18 protein-coding genes are annotated in these 17,898 nt (G+C 69.6%); 12 read left to right on the forward strand and 6 right to left on the reverse strand.

Going from position 1 to position 17,898, the window contains the following annotated elements; genetic code table 11:
• The first annotated feature begins 128 nt into the window (after positions 1-128).
• Positions 129-1,490, forward strand: coding sequence for an FAD/NAD(P)-binding protein (locus ACFPZ3_RS26075; protein ID WP_379516855.1), 1,362 nt, complete (start codon positions 129-131; stop codon positions 1,488-1,490).
• A 189-nt stretch (positions 1,491-1,679) separates the two neighbouring features.
• Positions 1,680-2,123: a cyanase gene (gene cynS / locus ACFPZ3_RS26080; RefSeq protein WP_379516856.1), complete on the forward strand. Its 444-nt coding sequence runs from the start codon at positions 1,680-1,682 to the stop codon at positions 2,121-2,123.
• Between the two features lie 214 nt (positions 2,124-2,337).
• On the opposite strand, the gene ACFPZ3_RS26085 is transcribed toward cynS, so the two are convergent.
• Positions 2,338-3,843 carry an aldehyde dehydrogenase family protein gene (locus ACFPZ3_RS26085; protein ID WP_379516857.1) on the reverse strand — a complete coding sequence of 502 codons (1,506 nt, stop codon included), beginning with the start codon at positions 3,841-3,843 and terminating at the stop codon, positions 2,338-2,340.
• A 206-nt stretch (positions 3,844-4,049) separates the two neighbouring features.
• Between ACFPZ3_RS26085 and ACFPZ3_RS26090 the strand changes: the two genes are divergently transcribed.
• Positions 4,050-4,526 carry a molybdopterin-binding protein gene (locus ACFPZ3_RS26090; RefSeq protein WP_379516858.1) on the forward strand — a complete coding sequence of 159 codons (477 nt, stop codon included), beginning with the start codon at positions 4,050-4,052 and terminating at the stop codon, positions 4,524-4,526.
• A gap of 262 nt (positions 4,527-4,788) precedes the next feature.
• Here the strand turns inward: ACFPZ3_RS26090 and ACFPZ3_RS26095 are convergent, their stop codons facing one another.
• A complete protein-coding gene (locus tag ACFPZ3_RS26095) occupies positions 4,789-5,553 on the reverse strand; it encodes a maleylpyruvate isomerase family mycothiol-dependent enzyme (RefSeq protein ID WP_379516859.1) in 765 nt (254 codons plus the stop codon).
• Between the two features lie 280 nt (positions 5,554-5,833).
• Here ACFPZ3_RS26095 and ACFPZ3_RS26100 point away from each other — a divergent pair, with 280 nt between their 5' ends.
• Positions 5,834-6,595 (forward strand): class I SAM-dependent methyltransferase, encoded by a 762-nt coding sequence (locus tag ACFPZ3_RS26100; RefSeq protein WP_379516860.1) that lies wholly within the window; start codon positions 5,834-5,836, stop codon positions 6,593-6,595.
• Positions 6,596-6,616: 21 nt separating this feature from the next.
• Here ACFPZ3_RS26100 and ACFPZ3_RS26105 read toward each other — a convergent pair whose 3' ends face one another.
• Complete coding sequence (locus tag ACFPZ3_RS26105) at positions 6,617-6,823, reverse strand: hypothetical protein (RefSeq protein WP_379516861.1); 207 nt, start codon at positions 6,821-6,823, stop codon at positions 6,617-6,619.
• Between the two features lie 29 nt (positions 6,824-6,852).
• Between ACFPZ3_RS26105 and ACFPZ3_RS26110 the strand changes: the two genes are divergently transcribed.
• A complete protein-coding gene (locus ACFPZ3_RS26110) occupies positions 6,853-7,971 on the forward strand; it encodes an aminotransferase class V-fold PLP-dependent enzyme (RefSeq protein ID WP_379516862.1) in 1,119 nt (372 codons plus the stop codon).
• A 44-nt stretch (positions 7,972-8,015) separates the two neighbouring features.
• On the opposite strand, the gene ACFPZ3_RS26115 is transcribed toward ACFPZ3_RS26110, so the two are convergent.
• Positions 8,016-9,077: an acyl-CoA dehydrogenase family protein gene (locus ACFPZ3_RS26115; RefSeq protein ID WP_379516863.1), complete on the reverse strand. Its 1,062-nt coding sequence runs from the start codon at positions 9,075-9,077 to the stop codon at positions 8,016-8,018.
• A 90-nt stretch (positions 9,078-9,167) separates the two neighbouring features.
• On the opposite strand from ACFPZ3_RS26115, the gene ACFPZ3_RS26120 reads away from it, so the two are divergent.
• From ACFPZ3_RS26120 to ACFPZ3_RS26135, 4 genes are all read left to right on the forward strand, one after another.
• On the forward strand, positions 9,168-10,079 hold the full coding sequence (locus ACFPZ3_RS26120) for a cupin domain-containing protein (RefSeq protein ID WP_379516864.1): 912 nt from the start codon (positions 9,168-9,170) through the stop codon (positions 10,077-10,079).
• Between the two features lie 597 nt (positions 10,080-10,676).
• Positions 10,677-11,396, forward strand: a complete 720-nt coding sequence (locus ACFPZ3_RS26125) for an alpha/beta fold hydrolase (protein WP_379517056.1) — start codon at positions 10,677-10,679, stop codon at positions 11,394-11,396.
• A 144-nt stretch (positions 11,397-11,540) separates the two neighbouring features.
• Positions 11,541-12,914, forward strand: a complete 1,374-nt coding sequence (locus ACFPZ3_RS26130) for an FAD-binding oxidoreductase (protein ID WP_379516865.1) — start codon at positions 11,541-11,543, stop codon at positions 12,912-12,914.
• A 48-nt stretch (positions 12,915-12,962) separates the two neighbouring features.
• The gene (locus ACFPZ3_RS26135) at positions 12,963-13,598 is read left to right on the forward strand and encodes a chorismate mutase (RefSeq protein ID WP_379516866.1); all 636 of its coding nucleotides are present in this window, start codon (positions 12,963-12,965) and stop codon (positions 13,596-13,598) included.
• Positions 13,599-13,643: 45 nt separating this feature from the next.
• Here the strand turns inward: ACFPZ3_RS26135 and ACFPZ3_RS26140 are convergent, their stop codons facing one another.
• Positions 13,644-14,243: a TetR/AcrR family transcriptional regulator gene (locus tag ACFPZ3_RS26140; RefSeq protein WP_379516867.1), complete on the reverse strand. Its 600-nt coding sequence runs from the start codon at positions 14,241-14,243 to the stop codon at positions 13,644-13,646.
• A gap of 222 nt (positions 14,244-14,465) precedes the next feature.
• Here ACFPZ3_RS26140 and ACFPZ3_RS26145 point away from each other — a divergent pair, with 222 nt between their 5' ends.
• The 3 genes from ACFPZ3_RS26145 to ACFPZ3_RS26155 are packed head-to-tail and all read left to right on the forward strand — an operon-like array spanning position 14,466 to position 16,879.
• Complete coding sequence (locus ACFPZ3_RS26145; RefSeq protein ID WP_379516868.1) at positions 14,466-15,026, forward strand: hypothetical protein; 561 nt, start codon at positions 14,466-14,468, stop codon at positions 15,024-15,026.
• A gap of 1 nt (position 15,027) precedes the next feature.
• Entirely contained in the window at positions 15,028-16,467 is a 1,440-nt protein-coding gene (locus tag ACFPZ3_RS26150; RefSeq protein WP_379516869.1) for a dihydrolipoyl dehydrogenase family protein, read from the forward strand.
• A 46-nt stretch (positions 16,468-16,513) separates the two neighbouring features.
• Positions 16,514-16,879 (forward strand): hypothetical protein, encoded by a 366-nt coding sequence (locus ACFPZ3_RS26155; RefSeq protein ID WP_379516870.1) that lies wholly within the window; start codon positions 16,514-16,516, stop codon positions 16,877-16,879.
• 66 nt (positions 16,880-16,945) lie between these two features.
• On the opposite strand, the gene ACFPZ3_RS26160 is transcribed toward ACFPZ3_RS26155, so the two are convergent.
• On the reverse strand, positions 16,946-17,755 hold the full coding sequence (locus ACFPZ3_RS26160) for an SAM-dependent methyltransferase (protein ID WP_379516871.1): 810 nt from the start codon (positions 17,753-17,755) through the stop codon (positions 16,946-16,948).
• Positions 17,756-17,898: the final 143 nt, after the last annotated feature.

The following is a 17,898-nucleotide window of genomic DNA, read 5'->3' on the forward strand; positions in this document are numbered from 1 at the left end:
GCGCGTGCACCACCCATCGAGCGACGTCCCGTTCACCGTGCTCACCTGGGCCGACACCGCTACGGAACCATCCGGCTGATCCCCATCGACGCCTTATATCCCATATATCCTACGGGTATAGTGGGTTTATGGCTCAATCATCGATCGCCGTCGTCGGAGGCGGCGCCAGCGGCACCCTGACCGCGATCCATCTGTTGCGACTCGCCCGCGCCTCCGGGACACCGATGGCGGTCACGCTGCTCGACCAGGGCGGCCGGCACGCACTCGGCCAGGCGTACGCCACCACCGACCCGCACCACCTGCTCAACACCCGGGTCGATCGGATGAGCGCCCTCGACGGCGACCCGGACCACCTGCTGGCGTGGGCGCGCGCCGCGGGCGTGGACGTGAACGGCTTCAGCTATCTGCCGCGCACCCTCTATGGCCGCTACCTGCGCGAAGTGCTGGCCGCCGCGGAGGATCCGCCCCTCCGCTCGCTCCACCGCCTCACCGCCACGGCCGTCGCCCTGGACGCCGATCACGCGGTACGACTGGCGGACGGCCGGCGCATCGCGGCGGACGCGGTCGTCCTGGCCCTCGGCAACCGCAGCCCCGCACCCATGCCGGGCCTGGCCGCCCACCCCCGATACGTCGCCGACCCGTGGGCGGGCGGCGCGCTGACCGGCATCGACGACGGCGCGCCCGTGCTGGTGCTCGGCACCGGGCTGACCATGGTGGACGTGACCCTCACCGTGACCCGGGCGCATCCGGGCACGGTGGTGTACGCGCTGTCGCGGCACGCCCTCCTTCCTCGCCCGCACCTGCCCCTTCCGGCCTCGCCCGTTCCCGTGGCCGTTCCCGACGGGCCGTTGCGGGTCGCGGACCTGCTGGCCATCACGCGGCGGGCGGTACGCGAGAACGGGGGCGACTGGCACGGCGTCATGGAGGGTCTGCGCCCGCACGCCCAGGCGCTGTGGCAGCGGCTCGGCCCGGGGGAGCGGCGGCTGTTCCTGCGGCGGGTGGCGCGCTACTGGGAGATCCACCGCCATCGCATCCCGCCCGACTCCGCGGCCGCCATCGCCGACCTGCGGGCCTGCGGAAGGCTGCGGTTGCTGCGCGGCAGCCTGGTCGAAGCCGGGCCCGCCGCCGGTGGCCTGCGCGTACGTGCAGATCAGGACGGCACCACGACCGACCTCGATGTCGGCTGGCTGGTCAACGCCACCGGGCCCGGCGCCGACGTCACCACCGATCCGTTCCTCGCGAACCTCATCACCGCCGGGACGGCCCGGCCCGACCCGCTCCGGCTCGGACTCGACGCCGGCCTGGACGGCGCGGTTCTGGACGCGGCCGGACGTCCGAGCGATCGCCTGTTCGCCCTGGGCCCGCTGCTGCGAGGGACTCTGTACGAGACGACCGCCGTACCGGAGATCCGCGCCCAGGCGGCGGCTCTGGCGCCGCGACTCGTCGAGGTGGCCGCCTCTCGTGCCGTCCGCGCTCAGCCGGTGGCGTGAGCGGCGGCACTCGACGTGGGTGACGGCGGGCCCTGTCGCCCGGAATCTGGGGACGCCGGAGGGCGTCGTTCTCCGGGGTGACGGCCTGAAGGTGCTGAGAGGCGCGAAGACGCGGGGTGTCCTATGGGCGAATGCTTTGATGGTGCTACGTTACGGACTATTGTATGCCGTATACAAAATGGAGGCATTGTGCTCAACAAGAAGGAAGCGGCTGAAGCCGTCAGGAACGCCAAAGTCGTCACGGGAGTGACGTGGGCCCAGCTCGCCGAGGCGGTCGGCAGGCCCCTGGCGTGGACGACGGCCGCGCTGCTCGGCCAGCACCCGATGAGCAAGGACGAGGCGGCCACGGCGGCAGCCCTCCTGGAGCTCGGCGAAGACGTCGCTCTCGCCCTCCAGACGCAGCCCACGCGGGGCGCGCTAGACGCCGCCGTCCCGGTCGACCCGACGATCTACCGGCTGTACGAGGTCATCCAGGTCTACGGGCCGACCATCAAGGAGCTGATCCATGAGCAATGCGGAGACGGCATCATGAGCGCCATCAATTTCCGCCTCGACGTACAACGAGTGCCCGACCCGGCCGGCGACCGCGTCGTCATCACCATGGACGGGAAGTATCTCCCCTACCAGTGGTGACGGACCCGCACCACGCGACCGGCGCAAAGCCGAGCCTCCCGAGAACTTGCCCGGCAAGCGCCACGCCTGCAAGCCGCAGCGCTCGAGTGCACTCCTTCAGCCCCAAAGAAGAGGTGGGCGCGGCCGGCAGCGTGCAGGTTCCCGCCTGGCACTCGCCGGCCGCGCCCACCCCTCGATCCCGGTCCGCCTTTCCCAACGTCCCGGGAGGTTCTGGTCAGAGCCGGGTGCAGACCGCCTTGACCTCGGTGTAGGCCTCCAGCACCTCGTGGCCCATCTCGCGGCCCCAGCCCGACTGCTTGTAGCCGCCGAACGGCAGCGCGGCGTCGAAGACGTTGTAGCAGTTGATCCAGACGGTGCCGGCCCGGATCTTGCTCGCCAGCGCGTGCGCCTTGGAGATGTCACGCGTCCAGATGCCCGCGCCGAGCCCGTACGTGGTGTCGTTGGCCTGCGCCGCGATCTCGTCCAGGTCGGAGAACGGGGATGCCACCACGACGGGACCGAAGATCTCCTCGCGGACCACCTTCATGTCCGGGCGCGTGTCGGTGAGCACGGTGGGCTGGACGAAGTACCCCTGCTCGCCGTGCCGGCCGCCGCCGACGACCGTGCGGGCACCTTCGCCGCGTCCGGCGTCCAGGTAGCCGGTCACCCGCTGAAGTTGCTCGGCGGAGACCAGCGGCCCCATCTGCGTGTCGGGCTCCAGCCCGGATCCGAGCCTGATGCCGCGGGCGATGTCGGCCACGCCTTCGACGACCTGCTCGAACCGGTCGCGCTGGATGAACAGCCGGGATCCTGCCACGCAGCACTGGCCGTGGTTGAAGAAGATGGCGTCAGCCGCGCCCTGAACGGCGATCTCGGGGTCGGCGTCGTCGAAGACGATGTTGGGGCTCTTGCCGCCGAGCTCCAGGCTGACCTTCTTCAGGTTGCCGGCCGCCGCCCGCACGATGAGCCTGCCGACCTCGGTGGAGCCGGTGAAGGCCACCTTGTCCACGCCGTCGTGGGCGGCCAGCGCGGCTCCGGCGCTCTCCCCGTAGCCGGGTAGGACGTTGACCACGCCGTCGGGGATGCCGGCCTGAGCGATCAGCTCGGCCAGGCGCAGCGCGGTGAGCGGAGTCTGCTCGGCCGGCTTGAGGATGACCGTGTTGCCGGTGGCGAGCGCGGGTGCTAGCTTCCAGGCGGCCATGAGCAGCGGGAAGTTCCACGGGATGATCTGGGCGATGACGCCGATCGGCTCGCGCAGGGTGTAGGCGTGGAAGGCGGCGCCCGGCACCGACAGCGCGATCGTGTTTCCTTCGATCTTGGTCGCCCAGCCGGCCATGTAGTGGAACATGTCCGCTGCCAGGGGGATGTCGGCGGCGCGGGCCACGGCCAGCGGCTTGCCGTTGTCCAGCGATTCGAGCTGGGCCAGCTCCTCGGTGTGTTCCAGGATCAGGTCGCCGATCCGCCAGATCATCCGGCCCCGCTCGGAAGCGGTCAGCCGGGACCACGGCCCTTCGAAGGCGCGGCGGGCGGCGCGGACCGCACGCTCGACGTCTTCGGCGTCGGCCTCGGCCACGTGGGCGAGGGGTTGGCCGGTGGCAGGGTTGGGGGTGGCGAAAGTCTTGCCGGAGGCGGCGTCCACCCGCCGGCCGTCGATGAAGAGCTGCCGAGGCGTCGCCACGAAGTCTTCGACGCTCTTTTCCAAGGTCACCGTCATCAGCGTCGGCTTCCTGTCGATGAACATGCGCTCATCCGGCCTGACGTGTCCACCGGACCAGCACCTGGTAGTCCCCATGAGACTACTGAGAACGGAAGAAGGCAAGAGGAATGACGCTCATCAGCGGCATGGAACGCCCGATTCTCCTCTCATCTGCCATGAGTAAGCTGGAGAAGGCTCGCAATTGAATGCGAGCATGCTCGGTGGCGGGCACGCGAACACAAGGTGAGGAGATGCTGGTGCAGCCCACGTCGACCGACCTTCCAACGGACGGCCAGGTGGCCCTGTCGGGCGAGGTACGCGTACCCACATGGCTGAGCGTCGCGACGCTCCGCTCGATGCCGCAGCGGGAGACCACGGTGAGCTTCGAATGCCGCACCTCCGAACCACGGCGCCACTACTTCACCGGGCCACTGCTCATCGACGTGCTCCAGGCCGCGGAGCCGCTGTTCCACCCGGACGAGCGCAAGGACCGGCTGCGCTTCCTGATCGCGGTGCTGGGCGGGGACGGCCACCGCGCGGTGCTGTCGTGGGGCGAGATAGACCCCGAGTTCGGCAACACCGCGGCGCTCCTGGCCGTCAGCATGGACTGCCGAGCGCTTGACGAGCAGGGGCCGCACCTGGTGATGCCGGGGGATCGCTGCGGTGCACGGCACATCAGCCGGGTCACCGACATCAAGGTGCACGCCGACGACCGGTTATGGAGTTAGGCCGCAGGAGCGCCGCTACGTCAGCGGCGTCGTACGCCTCCACGTCGGCAACACCGACACCCTCGACCCTGCCTGACCGGCTCCGCAGGCGGGAACCCTGCCCCTGCTGGTGATAGGCACGCCGCTCGACAGCTGACCGATCTGCAGTTCGCTGGTGAACCGTTGCCCACCGTGGAGGAGTCGGAGGCAGCCCTTCGGCCGGGCAGGAGTCACGCGATACCCGGTGAGGTACATGGGGCCGATGGGTAGCCCCGCGAATGCCTCAGGAACCGGCAATCTGGGATATGGGCGGCGGCTCGCTGACGGCGTCCCTGGAGCGGCGGTCGGGCGGCTGCGGGTCGAGCAGGACCATCGTGGCCGTCCAGACGCGGCGCAGCGGGCCGGGCTTGGGGCCGGCGGTGACGCGCTGCCGCAGGATGTCCACGCCGTCGCCGGACACCTCGCCCGGGGCCGTGGCCCGGCCGCTGATCGCCAGGATGACCGACTCGGCCGGGCCGCGCACGACCGGGCCGTCGCCGTGGCTCCAGCCCGTGTCGGTCGCCTCGATCCGCAGCCCGTCGAGCCTGGCGCCCATCGTGTAGCCGGGCGAGGGCTTGACGGTCAGGTGCTGGAAGGCCACCCACAGCCGTTCCTCGGTGAGCGCGCGGGCGATGCCGAGCGGTCGGCGGATGTCCAGGTCGTGCAGGACGGCGTCGGTGAGCACCGGGTCGTAGCCGGAGCGCGGGATCGTAGTGCGCGCCCCGGCCAGCCGCCGCAGGATGGCGATGTTGCGCTCGCTGCTGCGTCGTGCCGCCCAGCGGGTGAGGGTGAGGTTGACGCGGTCCAGGTCGGCGGCCGTGGCCAGCAGTCCGGCGTACAGCTTGAGCTGCCCGCACCGCAGGAACGTGGTCAGGTGCGCGCCGACCTCGTGGATCGTCCACTCCGCGCACAGGCTCTGCCGCCCGAGCCGTTCGGGGGTCAGCCCGGCCAGCACCTGGGCGATCTGCTCGCGCTCCTCCACCAGCATGTCGTACACACGCGTGTTCACCCTTCCATGCTGGGCGGCACGGCGAGCCTGGGCATCTCCCGGCGTGCCGTGACCACGTCGGCCGCGGTCTCAGCGCGCACCCCCCGTCTCGTCGGTACGGTAATGAGAGAGCGGTGGCGAAGGTGTCCACGTTCTCTCGTTGAGCTACCAAGAGGTCGATGTCTCCGGCCGGCAGGCGGACGCCGTGGTCAATGCTGTGGTCACGTCCGCCAGTTGGGGAGATGGTTCGCCGTCGCTCATAGCGTGGACCGCCGAAGTCGGCCGGGATAGGTTCGGCAGTGTGCTCAGACGAATCAACTACGACGACCGTCAGCACCTGGTGTACGCCCGTGGTCGAGCGCTGCCTCCCGACGTCATCGCCGCCTGGATGGCCGAATTCGCCCGGCACGCGCCGTCCCGGCGGCCGTTGACGGTCCTGGACCTAGGTAGCGGTACCGGCCGGTTCTCCCCGGCCCTGGCCGACACCTTCGGCGGCCCGGTGTACGGCGTCGAGCCCTCCGCACGGATGCGCCAGGTGGCCGAGAGCCTCGCCGCCCACCCGTCGGTCAGCTATCTCCAGGGCGCCGCCGAGAGGATCCCACTGCCCGACAACGGGTGCGACCTGGCCCTGCTCTACCTGGTGATCCACCATATCCAGGACCTACCGGCGGCGGCCGCGGAGATCGCCCGCGTGCTGGCCCCAGACGGCCGGCTGCTCGTCCGCAACATCTTCGCCGATCGGATGCCCGACCCGCTGTGGCACCGCTGGTTTCCCCGCGCCCGGACCATCGAGGAAGAGCTCTTTCCCACCGTCGCCAAAGTGGAGCAGGCCTTCGCCACGGCCGGCATGCACCCGGTCGCCCTCACCTCGGTCCGGCACCGTCTCGCAGACCACCTCGCCGACTACGCCGCGCGACTGCGGCTGCGCGCCAGCTCGGTCTTCGACCAGCTGACCGAGCAGGAAATCACCGAGGGATTCGCCGCGCTGGACGCCGACCTCGCCACGCATCCTGACACCGGCCCGATCGAGGAAGACTGCGACCTGCTCATCCTGGCCGGCTGACGGTTGGGTTCGCGCTGCTGGTCAGGCAGTCCGGCCGACCAGGGCGGTGACCCGGACGTCCTCGATGAAGTTCGAGATCGCGATCAAGGCCTCGTCCATCGGCACCAGGTTCATCAGGAGCACGATCTTCTTCTCCCAGATCCGGTTGCGGCAGTTGACCGACCGCGGGCTGCTACCTGCGCGTCCGATTCCACGCACCGCTTCTACGCCGGCACCCGCCGCGGACATGGCCCGATCGACCCTGAGAGACGGAAAAGATGGAACTTCACGATCAGTACGGCCTGACGCCGGTCATCAACGCGCGTGGACCGTTCACACCGCTCGGCGTCTCGCGCAGCACGGACCGGGTCGCCTCGGCCACGGCCGAGGCGCTGTCCGGCTTCTTCGTCATGGAGGAACTGAAGGATCTCGCCGATCGCACCATTGTCCAGGTCATGGGAGGAGAAGCCGGCGCCGTCGTGCACTGCACGTCCGCGGCCGTCACGTTGTCCGTCGCGGCTTCGATGACCGGTACGTCGGAGTCACGGATCGCGGCCCTGCCCAACACCGAGGGAATGCGCAGGACCGTTCTGCTCCCGGCCGGGCATGCCATCGACTATGGGCATCCGATCATGCAGGACATCCGGTTGACCGGGGCGACACCGGCACTGGTGGGGTCTGACGCCAGGTGCTCCCTCCAAGAACTGGAGGAGAACCTCGCCCGCCCAGGCGTGGCGTGCCTGTTGCTCGTATCCTCCCGATTGACCCGAGGGGAGGACATCCCACTGGCGGAGGCGGTAGCGGCGGCGCACCGGCACGACGTTCCCGCGATCATCGATGGCGCGGCCCAGGACTTCCGAATCGAGGAGTTGCTGGGCGCCGGTGCCGACCTCGTGACCGTCAGTGGCCAGAAGTACCTGCGCTCACCCACGGCCGGACTGGTCATCGGCCGCGCCGACCTGGTCCGGGCCGTTCGGGCGCAGGAGAAGGGGATCGGCCGGGCGATGAAGCCGAGCAAGGAGGCGATCTTCGGCGTGGTCGCCGCGCTCCGGGCACGGCAGGAGATGAACCGGCCGGTATGGGAGCAGGAGCAGTACGACAAGGTCGCACGCTTCACCGAAAGGGCCAACGGCCTGCGGGGCATCGGCGCTGCGATCGTTCCCGACCCGACCGGGCTGCCGTTCCCGCGCGCACGGCTCCGCGTCGACGCCGCCGGCGCGGGAATGAACGCCGCCGCCCTGGCGAGAGCTCTTCAGAGCGGTTCTCCGCAGATCTGGGTCATGGCCCATGACCAGGAGAAGGGCGATCTCACCCTCGAACTCATCCCCCTCACCGACCCGGAACTCGATGTGATCCTCAGCAGGCTGTCGGAATTGCTGCGGCCGGTGCCCGATTAGCGCATTGCCCCACGCTCAAGGCCCACCCATGCCCGGCCCCAGGATCATCGAGCATCGCAAGCGCCCGCCAGCGCGGTTCCGTAGGTCTCCACCGCGAGGTACGGGTTCAGGTGCGGGTGGCGGCTACCGACGGACACGTCCCGCCAGAAGCGTTGCAGCACGTTCGCCGTGCGGAAGCCGCCCGCGCCGTTGAGGTCCAGCAGCCGTTCAACGGCCGCGCGGGCGTCCCGGCCCGCGTCCGCCAGCGCCATGCGCAGCCGCGCACTGTCCGCATCGGACAGTGCGCGCGCGTCGGCCTCCCTCGCGACCGACAGCATCGTCTCCTCGGCTCGGTCCACCAGGTGCGCCGCCTCCGCGAGCCAGTGCCGCGCACCCGGCGATTCCCCCATCCGCGTGTACGCGCTCATGAACGGCTTGCGGTCCGAGGCGAACATCGCGTACGTCGCGTCGAGTGCACCTCGCGCGCCGCCGACCACCGGGCCGAGCACCGTCATCGAGTAGAGCATCTGGTCGTTCAAGCCGAACGGGGCCGCCGCCGCGACCCGCGACGCGGGCACCGACAGGTCCTCGGCGACGAGGGTTTGACTGCCTGTGCCGCGCATCCCGGCCATCTGCCACGTCCGGTCGATCGTCAGCTCCGCCACTGGGATCACGGCGAAGGAGAACACACCGTCCACCAGCACGGCGACCGAGGCCCAAGCCGCGTCCTCGCATCCGGACACGTTCTGCCAGCGACCTGACACCCGCACAACGTCGCCGTCCCGTACGCCCCGCGCCCCGGGAACACCCGAGCCGCAGAAGAGCGCGTCGGCGTCGGCGAAAAGCTCGTCCGAGCCTGGGAAGCACGCGACCGCGAGATTCTTGGCCGTCGCGCACGTCCCGGTGACCCACGCCGACGACGGGCAGGCCCGCCCCAGCGCGGTCAGGCGCCGGGCCACGGCCTCGACGCCCGCCCCTGTTCCCCCATGCTCGCTCGGTGTCCGCAACGCGAAGTCCCCGGCTTCCCGCAGAGCGTCGAGGCTTTCCGGCGCTGGGCGTTCGTTCTGTTCGGTTTTCTCTGCGTGAGCACGCAGGATGTCGCTCGTCTTGTCGGTATCGTCGATCATGCCACCGAGCCAACCACCGCTGTCGCACCTCGGCCATACGCGAGCGCCGCCGGTCCATACGCGTTTGTGCGCGCCGCTAAAATCAGCCGCATGGACCTGATCAGCGAGATAATCGGCACCATGCGCGTCGGCAGCGCGGGTGCCCGGCTGATCCGGCAGACAGACCGGCGGGGCGTGCGGTTCTCGGCGTTCTCCGGCAGCGGGTTCCACATCATCCGGCGCGGCACGTGCTGGCTGATCACGGAGCACGGGGAGCCGGTCCGGCTCGGGCCAGGCGACGTCGTGCTCGCCTCGTCAGGCGCCGCGCACGGGCTGCGCGCGACCCCGTGCGCGCTGGCGGACCTGCCGGAGGTGGTGCCGGGCCCGTTTCCGCCGGAGCCGGGCCCGGCGGACTTCGAGTTCCTGTGCGGTGCCTACCGGCTTGATCACGGTCCGGCGCCGCAGTACCTGAGCGCGCTGCCGGACCTCATCGCGCTGTCGCCGAAATACGAGCGCACCCCACGGCTGCGCACACTGATCGATCTCCTCGCGGCGGACGTGGCGGCCGATGTCGCCGGGACCGCCCCAGGCACCGGCGCGACGCTGCCCGCACTCCTCGACCTGGTTCTCGCCGAGGTGCTGCGGCAGTGGTACGACGAGCAGGACGTGTCCGGCCGGCCGCGCGCCGACGACCCCCGGATAGCCGCCGCGCTGCGCGAGATCCACGAGAACCCGCAGCGAGCGTGGACGGTGGCCCAGCTGAGCTCGGCAGCCGCCATGCCGCGCACGGCGTTCACGCGCCGCTTCACCACAGTGGTGGGCGTGCCACCGATGAAGTACCTGACGACGCGGCGCCTGAGCCGCGCGGCGCGCATGTTGCGCGAGTCGGACGCCCCGCTCGCAGCCATCGCGCGCCAGGTCGGGTATACGAGCGAGTTTGCCTTCTCGGCCGCTTTCCGCCGCGTGTACGGGACTTCCCCGGGCAGTTTCCGCCGCACCCCGGTCCTGCTCGCCGGGCACTGAAACCGGCGTGGCCGCCAGGTGCGCACGGCCACGGATCAGTTCCGGTGGGCCGTGTGTGATGGCGAACATATGCGTCCCGGCTTGCTGCCATGGCCAGTTGTGGGGCAGGTGCAGGGTAATGCGCCGTGCGGAGCGAGATGCTCGGCCAGCTCTACTGCTGCCTCCAGCACCACGCGCTGTTCGATGAGACCACGGCCTTTCCACCCGCTCTTGCCGCAGCTGCTTGACACGTTGAGCGCCTGAGGTGCCTCTCGCGATGCGGGCTCATACCGTCAGGCTAGCAACAAGGGAGATAGAACGTTCTGTCTTGACAGATCGTTGGGCGCATCTCATGATGAGACCGAACGTTCTCCTTCCATTTGGGTCGAGACATGACTGCACCTGTCGCAGGACTCTTGCAGCCGCTTTGCCGAGCCCGGCCGCCCACCGGGGGGCGGGGCACAGCCGCCGGGCGAGGCGACGGCGTCCGGCCCTCTACACCTTGAAGCCACAGTTGAACCGAAAGGCCACATCATGCGAACTCGTATCCCCGGTCGCGTTGCGCTCGCCGCCGGCGCCCTCGCTCTGTTCGGTGCCACCACCGCTCCGGGTGTGGCGATGGCGACCGCTGAAGGATCTTCTTCCGCTTCCCCGAAGCCGACCGTCGTCCTCGTCCATGGAGCGTGGGCGGATTCCTCCAGCTGGTCGAAGGTGATGGAGCAGCTGCGCGAGGACGGTTATCCGGTGCGCGCCATCGCCAATCCTCTGCGGGGGCTCGCCGGCGACACGGCCTACGTTTCCAGCTACCTGTCCACGATCGACGGCCCCGTGGTGCTGGTCGGCCACTCCTACGGCGGTGCCGTGATCACCAACTCCGCCGCTTCGGATCCCGACGTCAAGGCCCTGGTCTACATCGCCGGTTTCATCCCCGCGAAGGGTGAGACGGTGGGCGATCTGGCTGCCAAGTCCTCACCGCCCATCCCGCTGGTCTCGACCGCCGTCCCGGACGGTACGGAGGTGTCCATCGATCCGGACCACTTCCGGGAAGTCTTCGCCGGCGACGTCGACAAGACCACAGCCGCCAATCTGGCAGCGGTCCAGCGGCCCGCCAACACCAAAGCGGTCTCCGACGCCAGCGTGGAGGAAGCGTTCCGCACCATTCCTTCCTGGAGCCTGATCACCCGCCAGGACCACGCGATCGCTCCCGACGTCCAGCGCTTCATGTCCAAGCGGGCCGGTGCGCACATCGAGGAGGTCAACGCCTCCCACGCTGCGATGATCAGCCGTCCCGGCACGGTCGCGCACATGATCGAGGACGCTGCCCGCAGCAGCCGGTGAAACGCGTCCCCGCCTGACCACCTCGCCGGCCGATGCCGCTGCGGGGCCGCCTCGGCCGGACCGTCTCACGGCGCCTGCCCGCAGTGGTCGGCGAGGGCGATAGCCGCTCACACCTTTTGTCAAGATCCTCAAGATAGAGGTGCCATGTCCACGACGACACACCAACAACTCGGCTGTCTGACCGATACCCTGCGGCGGACCATCCGCGAGGGACGAGTGGCCACCACCGGGCCGGACTACGACGCCGGCCGAACCATCTGGAACGGCGCCGTGTCCGCCCGCCCCGGCGTCATCGTCCGGTGCGCCGACCCGGCCGAGGCCCGAGCTGCCGTGCTGGCCGCGCGGGAATCCGGGGTACCTCTGGCGGTGCGCGGCGGCGGCCACGACTGGGCCGGGAGGTCACTGAGCGACGGCGGCCTGACCATTGATCTTTCCGGTTTGCGCAGGGTGACGGTGGACCCTGTGGCAGAGGTTGCCGAGGTGTCCGGTGGGGCCACGGCCGCCGATCTCGTCCGCGCCGCCCAGCCCTTCGGTCTGACCGCCGCGACCGGCTCCGCCGGCTCCGTGGGCATGGCGGGCCTGACACTCGGCGGCGGCTACGGACCGCTCAGCGGTCGCTTCGGCCTCGCCCTGGACAACCTGTTGTCCGCTGACTTGGTGCTCGCCGACGGCTCCGTCGTCACTGCCGACGCCGAACGGGAGCCGGACCTGTTCTGGGCGCTGCGCGGCGGCGGCGGGAACTTCGGTCTCGTCACCTCGATGCGCGTGCGTCTGCACGCCGTGCCGACGCTGCTGTCCGGCATGGTGCTGTTCCCGTGGGACCAGGCCGGGGACGTACTGGCCGGGTTGTCGGACGTTCTGGCTGAGAGCGCGGACGAGCTGACCGTGCAGTTCGGCGTCCTGTCCGGCCCCGACGGCAAGCCCGTGGTGTTTCTCTCGCCGACCTGGAGTGGCGACGACGCCGCGGCGGGAGAACGCGCGCTGGCGCGGCTCGACACCCTCGGCACGCCCCTCGTCTCCCAATTCGCCCCCACCACCATGCCCGAGCTGCTCGCGGCCATCGACGCGCAGTTCCCCTTCGGCCGGCACGTCGAGATCCGCCCTCGTTCGGTACCGTCACTGACCTCGGGAGTGCGTGACACGCTGAGCCTCGCAGGCCCCACCCTGACCTCGCCCCATTCAGCCATATCGGTGCACAGCCTGCACGGAGCCGCAGCACGAGTACCCGTGACGGAGACGGCATTCGGCAACCGCGACCCGCACCTCATGATCGAGATCATCGCCCTCTGGGAACCTGGCGACACCCGTGCAGCGGACCACCGCGCCTGGGCCGGCAACCTGACCAGCGCCCTCGAGCCCGATGCGCTGCCGGGCGGCTACCCCAACCTGCTCGGGAAAGACGAGGTCGCACAGATCGCACACGCCTACGGTCCGAACACTGAGCGGCTGCTCGCCATGAAACGCCGTTTCGATCCGGACAACGTCTTCCGCGCGATCCCCTTGCCGGTCAGGTCCTGAACCTGTGAACGGCCCGTTGAAGCACACATACGAAACCGAGGTAGACAAGTGAACCTGCGAAACAGGATGACGCGTTGCGCCGTGATCACCGGATTGTTGGGAGTCGCAACAGTACTGACCGCCCCTCAGGCCATGGCCGCGGGTGCCCATATGAACGCCGAATCCGTCAGCAGCACAGTTGAGACGACCAAGCCACTTGGCAGGCTTGGCCCTCTGACGGACGTTGTCATCGAGCGGATTCGCGTGAGTGATGACGTGGCGGCATCCAAGTTCGGCACCGACTCGCCCATCGAAGACCCTGTGCGCGAGGAACAGGTACTGGAGCAGGTCCGCAAGCAGGCCGACGCTGCCGGGGTGGACCCGGATGCGGCAGTGGCGTTCTTCCGGGACCAGATCATCGCGAGCAAGGTCGTACAGAAGGGATTGTTCGCTCGCTGGACCGCTCACCCGGAGGAAGCGCCCACAACGCGCCCCGACCTTGGCCAGATCCGCGAGCAGCTCGACCGACTGACCACGGACCTGCTTCAAGAGCTCAAGAACACAGAGCAATTGCGGGACAAGCCCATCGCCTGCACGGCGCAGCTGGCCTTGGCCACTGGATCGGGGGCGGCGCTGGAACGGCTGGACACGCTCCATCGCCAGGCGCTCAGGGCGGCGACACACTCTGTGTGCCGCTCCCAGTGAGCCGACCGGACGTCGGGCTGAATCCCCCGATTTCCCGCGAGAGTTCTACGGCGACCCCTGGTCGGTGGCGGCATAAACCTGAAGGAGCCTCTCGACTCCGTGCTGGAAGGTCTCGCTGATCAGCACGGGGTCGAACAGGCAGCCGGCGGCCATGGCGCCGTCCCGCATCATCACGAAGTGGCGGGCGGCGGGCTCGGCGCCTGTCTCCCGGATCTTGGCCAGCAGTCCTGTGACGGTGTCCAGGAACCATTGGCGGTGGGCGAGCACGGCCTGGCGTACCGGCGACTCGGGGTCGGGATACTCGGCGGCGGCGTTGAGGAAGGCGCATCCCCGGAAGCCGGGGGACTGGATGCTCTGGGCGATGGATTTGCTGAGGGCGAGGATGGCGTCGGCGGCCGGTAGCCCGGCGGCGATGGCCTCCTCCGCCGGGCTCCGCATGGCCCGGTCGACGCCGCTCAGGTAGGCGAGGACGAGGTCTTCCTTGCCGGCGAAGTGCCGGTAGAGGGTGGCCCGCGTCACCTGCGCTTCCACGACTATGCGATCGATGCCGACGGCATGGATGCCCTGCCCGTAGAAGAGCTGGGTGGCCGTGTCGAGCAGCCGGGACCGCGCTTCGGACGGTCGGCCTTCGGATTCGCTGTGCATGAGACCATCTTAGTAGGTAGAACGTTCGGTCTTGACAGTTTGCGCCGTTGGTTGCAAGCTTTGGGAGATAGAACATTCTGTCTCGCGGCTTCGTGAAGCCCGTCCGGATCCCCGTCGAGCGTCTGCCGCGGCCATGGCCGTCGGCAGCGCCGTGCGCCGGGAGCGCCTTCCCGGAACGAGCGAGGCGGTCTCCTCATCACTCAAACTCTGAAAAGGATCATCATGAGCTCCATCGCTGCTTCGCCCGGCATTTCCGGGACCGCGTTCACACTGCGGCGGCTGTACTTCGTCCGGTTCGCGTTCGCCATCGTCTGGGCCCTCGTGATGTTCACGACCGCCGCGAACCTGGGTCCGCTCGCGGTCACTCTGCTCGTGCTCTACCCGTTGTTCGACGTGGCCGCCGCCATCATCGACGCCCGCGCGTCGCGCACCACCGGATCACCTGCCCTGCTGTACGTGAACATCGCGGTCAGCCTGATCACCGCCATCGGCGTGGCAGTCGCCTGCACGTCCGGTATCCCGGCGGTGCTGCGCGTGTGGGGCGCCTGGGCGGTCGTGGCCGGTGCGGTCCAGCTGATCGTGGCTGTCACCCGCCGCAAGCTGGGAGGCCAGTGGCCGATGATCATCAGCGGTGCCATCTCCGTACTCGCCGGCGCGTCGTTCATCCTCGGTGCCTCCGCTCCCAACCCGACGCTGACCAACGCGGTCGGCTACGCCATCCCCGGCGGCATCTTCTTCCTCATCTCGGCCTTCCGTCTCGGCCGCGCCGCGAAGGGAAACTGACATGGACGGCAACACGTACGACGTCATCGTCATCGGAGCGGGCCCGGTCGGGGAGAACGTCGCCGACGGGGTGGTGCGGGGCGGGCTCAGCGCCGCCGTCGTCGAGCGCGAACTCGTCGGTGGGGAGTGCTCCTACTGGGCCTGCATGCCGACCAAGGCGTTGCTGCGCAGCGCGGCGGCGTTGCGGGCGGCGCGTCAGGTGCCTGGAGCGCGCGAGGCGGTGACCGGCGGTCTCGACGTGGCAGCGGTGCTGGGCCGTCGGGATTCCTTCGCCTCCCATTGGAAGGATGGCGGCCAGGCCGGTTGGCTCGATTCGGCCGGGATCGCTCTGCGCCGTGGTCAGGGCCGGATCGTGTCCGCGGGCGTGGTCGAGGTGACCGGCGACGACGGCGTCCCGGTCACGTTGACGGCCCGGCACGCGGTGGTCATCGCGACCGGAAGCGGCGCGCTGCTGCCCGACCTTCCCGGTTTGCGTGACGCCGCTCCGTGGACCAGCCGGGAGGCGGCCGCCGCGAGCACGGTCCCAGGCCGGCTCGCGATCATCGGTGGTGGCGTGGTGGCGTCGGAGATGGCCACCGCCTTCGCCGCCCTGGGCTCCTCGGTGACGATGCTGGCCCGTGACGGTGTGCTGCCGCAGGCCGAGCCGTTCGCCGGTGAGCGGGTCACCGAGTCGTTGCGGGAGGCCGGCGTGTCGGTACGCCTCGGTGCGGAGGCCACATCGGTGCACCGCGACGAGGCCGGAACGGTGCACATCACGACGACCGACGGCGAGCAGGTCGAGGCCGACGAGGTGCTGGTGGCGATCGGCCGGACACCGAACACGCAGGACATCGGTCTCGACGCCGTCGGCCTGACGCCGGGCGCCTGGCTCACGGTGGACGACACGCTGCGCGTGGTCGGGGAGGACGGGACGCCGATCGATGACGGATGGCTGTACGCCGCCGGAGACGTCAACCGGCGAGTGCTGCTGACCCACCAGGGCAAGTACCAGGCCCGCGCGGTCGGCGACGTCATCGTGGCGCGGGCGAAGGGCGAAGCGGTCGAGGACGGCCGCTGGGGCCGGCACGTGGCCACGGCCGACGAGCGCGCCGTGCCCCAGGTGGTCTTCACCGAACCGGAGATCGCGTCGGTGGGGCTGACCGCGGCCGCGGCCGAGGCCGCCGGGGTACGGATCCGCGTCGTCGATTACGACTTGGGCGCGGTCGCCGGAGCCGCCCTGCATGCCGACGGATACCGGGGGCACGCCCGCATGGTCGTCGACGAGGACCGGAAAGTGATCGTCGGCTTCACGCTCGTGGGTACGGATGTCGCAGAACTGCTGCACGCCGCGACGATCGCGGTCGTCGGCGAGGTCCCGCTGGACCGGCTGTGGCACGCGGTCCCGTCGTTCCCCACGGTCAGCGAGGTGTGGCTGCGGCTGCTGGAGGCGTACGGCCGCTGACCGCCTGGCGCTTCGGCCGTAGATGATGTCAGCGGTGGGAGGCCGCGTGCTGTTCCTGCCGCGGCTGCTCAACCGAAACCGCGTGACCGCGGCGCTGGCCAGCGCGCTGGACGTCCCCAGCGCGCTACCGCCCGAGATCAGGCGGCGAGGGTTGCCGGCTCAGATTCACGCCTTCATTCGGCAGAACCTCGGCGATGCGCGGTTGACCCCGGATGCGATCGCCGCAGCGCACCACATCTCGCTGCGCTACCCGCACAAGCTGTTCACGCCGAAGGACCTACCGTCGCCGGCTGGGTCCGCGAGCGCCGCCTGCAGCAGTGCCGGCGTGACCTGGCCGATCCCCGGCTGGCCGGCCACTCGATCACCGCGATCGCCGCCCGGTGGGTGGCCGAACCTCGCGCCGTCACGCTAAGCCCGCGCAGGTTATGACCTGCGCGGATGTGATTGTCGGGAGGCGCACTGCCCGAGCACAGGTGCGCTAGTTTTTGCCTACGATTCCACACCACTGATCGACCTCGGCAGGCGGGTTGCCGTCGTAGTCCGGTTCGGCGCGCCACCGTGAGCAGGAGACCCAGCCCGGTTCCACCAGCTCCAGGCCGTCGAAGAACGCGGCGATCCGCTCGGGGGTTCGCAGCTTCAGTTTCGGCTCGGCATCGAGGTTCCACACGCGTACCGCTTCGGCGGTGACCTCACCGTTGACGGCTGTGGTGGTGTTGGCCACCGCCACGTGACTGCCGGACGGCACGGCGGCCAGCAGTCGGTCGATGATGCGCTGCAGTTCGTCATCATCGCTGATGAAGTGCATGACGCCCAGCAGCATGATCGCCACCGGCTGGGAGAAGTCCAGTGTCTTCGCCGCAGCCTGCAGGATGGCGTCCGGGTCACGCAGGTCGGCCTCGATGTAGTCGGTGGAGCCTTCCGCGGAACCGGTCAGCAGGGCTCGTGCGTGCACCAGTACCAGCGGGTCGTTGTCGACGTACACGATCCGCGACTCGGGGGCCACCCGCTGCGCGACTTCGTGGGTGTTGTCCTGGCTCGGCAGCCCGGTGCCGATGTCGAGGAACTGCCGGATTCCCGCCTCGGCGGTCAGATACCGTACGGCCCGTCCCAAGAACAGCCGGTCGGCCCGCGCCAGCTCCACCACCACCGGAAAGATCTTCCGGACTCGGTCCCCGACCTCCCGGTCCGCGGCGTAGTTGTCCTTACCCCCCAGCCAGTAATTCCAGATTCGTGCCGTGTGCGGCACGTGTGACCGGATTGCGTCTATGGGGACTGATTCATCGGCCATTCTCAGCCTTTCTGTGAACTGCGGGAAAGTCACGAAATGCCGGGCCTCAGTGTAGACGGAGGTCACGGCGGCCCGCGGCCTCCGGGACGCATGAGCGGTGGATGAGGGAAGGCCGGCCAGACGACGGGCAGGGCGTCGGGCCG

The organism is Nonomuraea insulae (assembly GCF_042656245.1).

Excerpts from the sequence above, each read along its gene's own strand:
- ACFPZ3_RS26130 (WP_379516865.1), top strand. The coding sequence starts at position 11,541 with ATGTCCACGACGACACACCAACAACTCGGCTGTCTGACCGATACCCTG.
- ACFPZ3_RS26115 (WP_379516863.1), bottom strand. The coding sequence starts at position 9,077 with ATGATCGACGATACCGACAAGACGAGCGACATCCTGCGTGCTCACGCA.
- ACFPZ3_RS26090 (WP_379516858.1), top strand. The coding sequence starts at position 4,050 with ATGCTGGTGCAGCCCACGTCGACCGACCTTCCAACGGACGGCCAGGTG.
- ACFPZ3_RS26150 (WP_379516869.1), top strand. The coding sequence starts at position 15,028 with ATGGACGGCAACACGTACGACGTCATCGTCATCGGAGCGGGCCCGGTC.
- ACFPZ3_RS26105 (WP_379516861.1), bottom strand. The coding sequence starts at position 6,823 with ATGTCCGCGGCGGGTGCCGGCGTAGAAGCGGTGCGTGGAATCGGACGC.
- ACFPZ3_RS26120 (WP_379516864.1), top strand. The coding sequence starts at position 9,168 with ATGGACCTGATCAGCGAGATAATCGGCACCATGCGCGTCGGCAGCGCG.
- ACFPZ3_RS26075 (WP_379516855.1), top strand. The coding sequence starts at position 129 with ATGGCTCAATCATCGATCGCCGTCGTCGGAGGCGGCGCCAGCGGCACC.
- ACFPZ3_RS26125 (WP_379517056.1), top strand. The coding sequence starts at position 10,677 with ATGGCGACCGCTGAAGGATCTTCTTCCGCTTCCCCGAAGCCGACCGTC.
- ACFPZ3_RS26140 (WP_379516867.1), bottom strand. The coding sequence starts at position 14,243 with ATGCACAGCGAATCCGAAGGCCGACCGTCCGAAGCGCGGTCCCGGCTG.
- ACFPZ3_RS26085 (WP_379516857.1), bottom strand. The coding sequence starts at position 3,843 with ATGTTCATCGACAGGAAGCCGACGCTGATGACGGTGACCTTGGAAAAG.
- ACFPZ3_RS26160 (WP_379516871.1), bottom strand. The coding sequence starts at position 17,755 with ATGGCCGATGAATCAGTCCCCATAGACGCAATCCGGTCACACGTGCCG.
- ACFPZ3_RS26145 (WP_379516868.1), top strand. The coding sequence starts at position 14,466 with ATGAGCTCCATCGCTGCTTCGCCCGGCATTTCCGGGACCGCGTTCACA.
- ACFPZ3_RS26110 (WP_379516862.1), top strand. The coding sequence starts at position 6,853 with ATGGAACTTCACGATCAGTACGGCCTGACGCCGGTCATCAACGCGCGT.